The following is a 3,733-nucleotide window of genomic DNA, read 5'->3' as shown; positions in this document are numbered from 1 at the left end:
GCTGGCGCGGCCATCGAGCGACTGGGCGGTGAAGAAGTTGGTGGGATTGTCGAGCGCGGTATTCACCTTCTTGCCGGTCGAAAGGCGGCTCTGCGTGGTGGCGAGCAGATCGGCGGTCGACTGCAGTGAAAGCAAATTCTGGCGAACGGAGGAGGATAGAACGATACCGGACATGTTGAGACCCTTCTGGGTAGACGCTGATACAAACGCCGTGGATTTCCTTCGGCGACGGGATCACCCTGTTCCGTTAGGACTACCCGGGCGTTAAATTGGTCCTCAGTACAAATACCCGGAATTGAATCGAGAACGCCAATTGCATTGGCCGTGAACACGTCTCGCCTTGACCACGGCCTGAACGGAAAACGGCGGGGTTTCCCCCGCCGTCTTGATCCGAAATATCGCAGCCGAACCTAGCGGAGCAGCTGGAGCACGCTCTGCTGCGACGTGTTGGCCAGCGCCAGCGCGGACACCGCGATCGACTGCCGGGTCGACAGCGCCTGGCTGTTGGCCGCTTCCTCGTTGGTATCGGCCAGCGTCAGGTTGGACGAGCCGGTCTGCAGCACGTTGATCAGGTTCTTGGAGAAGTCCTGACGGATCTGCACGATCGAGAGGTTCGAACCCAATGCCGAACCCTGGGTGCGCAGGTTGGTGGAAGCGGCACTCAGGCTGGCAACAACCTTGTTGGTGGCGGCGTTGTCGATGAAGTCGGTGCCGCTGGAGAGATTGGCGAGACCGAGACCGGCCGCATTGAAGGTGACGCCGGTGATGTTCAACGTCGACTTGCCGGTCTCGTTGAACGTCAGCTTGAGTTGATCGCCCGCCAGCAGGTTGACGCCGTTGAACGAAGCGTCCTGGGCCGTGGTGGTGATCTGGGCCAGGATGTCGTTGTACTGCTTCACCAGGTTGCTGCGAACGGCCTGCGCCGCGCCGTCGACGACGGGCGCCGAGGGGGTCGAGAAGCTCAGCGCCGATGTGATGCTGCCGCCGATGACGCCGCCGGAGGCGACGGTACCGAGCGTCGAGGAGGCGTAGTCGTTGGTCGCCGAGATCGTCAGCTTGCCGCCAGAATCGATGGTCGCGGTCTGGTTGTTGGCCAGCAGCTTGGCATTGAGCTGATCGAGGGTCTTGACCGTCGCGCCGGTGCCGTCGCCGAAGGTGACGTCGACCGCGGTGCCGCCGTTGAAAGACGTAAAGGTGAGCGTCTTCCCGTTGATGCCGCCAGCGCCGGCGGCGCGAGCTGCCGAGAAGCTGGTGTCGGTGCCGGTGGCGCCGGTGAGACCGAGCACGGAGAGTGCGTTACCCGTGCCGGTGATGGCCAGGTCAGCCGCCGTTCCGGTGCTGAGGTTGATGACGCCGCTGACATTTACCGACGAGGCGGTCTGACCGGCGGCTGCGGTGACAGTCGCGGCACCGCCGACGATGACTGCAGTCTGAACACCGGTGGCAATATCGATCGCCTTCAGCGTGTCGGTGACCGTCGCAGCCTGCAGGAACACGGTCGAGTTTCCGGCGCCATCCGTAACCACGTTGCCGCTGACGCCCGAGCCGGTCGCAACGTTGGCAGCAAGCGGTGTCGGGGCGTTACGGAACGTAATGGTCTTGCCGTTGACGTTCAGCGTCGAACCGTCGGCAATCAGATTGCCGGCAGTCGCCGCGCTGGTGGTGCGAACCGCAGTCAGGGTGGTGGTGCCCGAACCGAGCGCGGTGGTGAGACCGAAGGCCTTGAGGAAGTCGGCCTTGCCGCTGACGTCGAGATCGCCACCGGTCGAGGTCCGCAGGCTGACGGCGCCGGCAGTGATCGAGGAGACGGTCTGGCCGGCGTTGGTCGCGGTGGTCGCGACGCCGGAGGCAACGGTCGACGAGCGGACACCGCTGGCGAGATCGATCGCCCGCAGCACGTCACCGACAGTCGCGGTCGAGGTGGTGGAGCTGGCGCCGATATAGATGATCGAGTTACCGGATCCGTCGGTCGCGACGTTGGCGGCGCCGGCGTCAATGCCGAAGCCGGTCGGAGCAGAGGCAGCCAAGGGAGCCGCACCGGCCTTGAAGGTGATCGACTTGCCGTTGACATTGAAGGAGTCGCCGTCGGCAACCGTCGCGGTTCCGAGACCGGCAGCGGCACCGCCGGTGTTGTTGAGCAGGGTGCCCGCAGTGATTGCGGCAGGCACGGTCGCGTTGTCGTTGACCGCCGTTCCCGTCAGTATGCCGGAGAGACCGCCGAGGGTCAGAGCACCGCCCGCCGCGGTGACGCCGCCGGCAGCGCCGGAGTAGAGCACGTTGCTGAAGGCCGTTGCGCTGGTGAAGGTGGTGGTGCCGCGCAGGTCGAGCGCGGTGGCGCCGGCGATCGTGGCGGAGACGTTGGACTTGGTCGAATAGCCGACCGTGGTCTGCAGCGCCTGGTTGGCGATCGACTTGGCGGTATCGACCAGCTTGGAGAGCGAGGTGATGCCGGTGTTGGCGGCCTGCAGCACCTGCACGCCGTTGCCGATACCGTCCAGCAGGTTGCTGATGTCGCTGGCGCGGCCATCGAGCGACTGGGCGGTGAAGTAGTTGGTGGGATTGTCGAGCGCGGTATTGACCTTCTTGCCGGTCGAAAGGCGGCTCTGCGTGGTGGCGAGCAGATCGGCGGTCGACTGCAGTGAAAGCAGGTTCTGGCGAACCGAGGACGAAAGAACAATGCCGGACATCTGAAGGACCCTCTTGGGATTGAAGAATGAATAAGGCGCCGTATGTTCCGGTCGGCGACGCTGTCACATTCTTCCGTTATGGCTACCCAGGAGTTAAATTCGCTCTCCGTACAAATACGCAGAAGTGAAGTCGCGCCCATGAGTTGCGTATCACCACGCGTTTGCGTGCTGCATCGAAAAGCACGGCGAACCAACCTCGCTTCAATGGATGACGGACAAAAAAAGCGGCGGGGTTTCCCCCGCCGCTTCGATGTTTGATCTTGCGCCGGATTTAGCGGAGCAGCTGCAGCACGCTCTGCTGCGACTGGTTGGCGAGCGACAGCGCGGACACCGCGATCGACTGGCGGGTCGACAGCGCCTGGCTGTTGGCCGCTTCCTCGTTGGTGTCGGCCAGCGTCAGGTTGGACGAGCCGGTCTGCAGCACGTTGATCAGGTTCTTGGAGAAGTCCTGACGGATCTGCACGATCGAGAGGTTCGAACCCAAGGCCGAACCCTGGGTACGCAGGTTGGTGGAAGCTGCGCTCAGGTTGGCGACGACCTTGTTGGTGGCGGCGTTGTCGATGAAGTCGGTGCCGCTGGAGAGAGTGGCGAGACCGAGACCGGCCGCATTGAAGTTGACGCCGGTGATGTTCAGCGACGACTTGCCTGTTTCGTTGAAGGTCAGCTTGAGCTGATCGCCTCCGAGCAGGTTGACGCCGTTGAACGAAGCGTCCTGGGCCGTGGTGGTGATCTGGGCCAGGATGTCATTGTACTGCTTCACCAGGTTGCTGCGAACCGACTGCGCCGATGCGTCGACGACCGGTGCCGATGCCGTGGAGAACGCCAGCGCCGAAGTCACGGTGCCGCCGATCACGCCACCTGCCGACGCCGACCCGAGGGTCGAAGAGGCGTAGTCGTTGGTTGCCGAGATCGTCAGCTTGCCCGTGGAGTCGATGGTCGCGGTCTGGTTGTTGGCCTGCAGCTTGGTGTTGAGCTGATCCAGCGTCTTGACCGTGCCGCCGTTGCCGTCGCCGAAGGTGACGTCGACCGCGGTGCCGCCGTTGAAC

The 3,733-nt window shown here is 63.6% G+C and carries 2 protein-coding genes and 1 pseudogene; all 3 read right to left on the bottom strand.

Features of this window, described 5'->3' with window-relative positions; genetic code table 11:
• A pseudogene (locus tag Q8R73_RS26040) lies at positions 1-174 on the bottom strand (flagellar protein); the annotation flags it as partial.
• Between the two features lie 236 nt (positions 175-410).
• Entirely contained in the window at positions 411-2,687 is a 2,277-nt protein-coding gene (locus tag Q8R73_RS10085) for a DUF1522 domain-containing protein (protein ID WP_305719400.1), read from the bottom strand.
• Positions 2,688-2,958: 271 nt separating this feature from the next.
• Positions 2,959-3,733, bottom strand: a 775-nt coding sequence (locus Q8R73_RS10080) for a flagellin (RefSeq protein WP_305719399.1), incomplete at its 5' end; no start/stop codon positions are given.

It is taken from the genome of Bradyrhizobium sp. (assembly GCF_030697065.1).
GTDB lineage: Bacteria > Pseudomonadota > Alphaproteobacteria > Rhizobiales > Xanthobacteraceae > Bradyrhizobium.
This window is presented reverse-complemented; position numbering and strand designations above follow the sequence as displayed.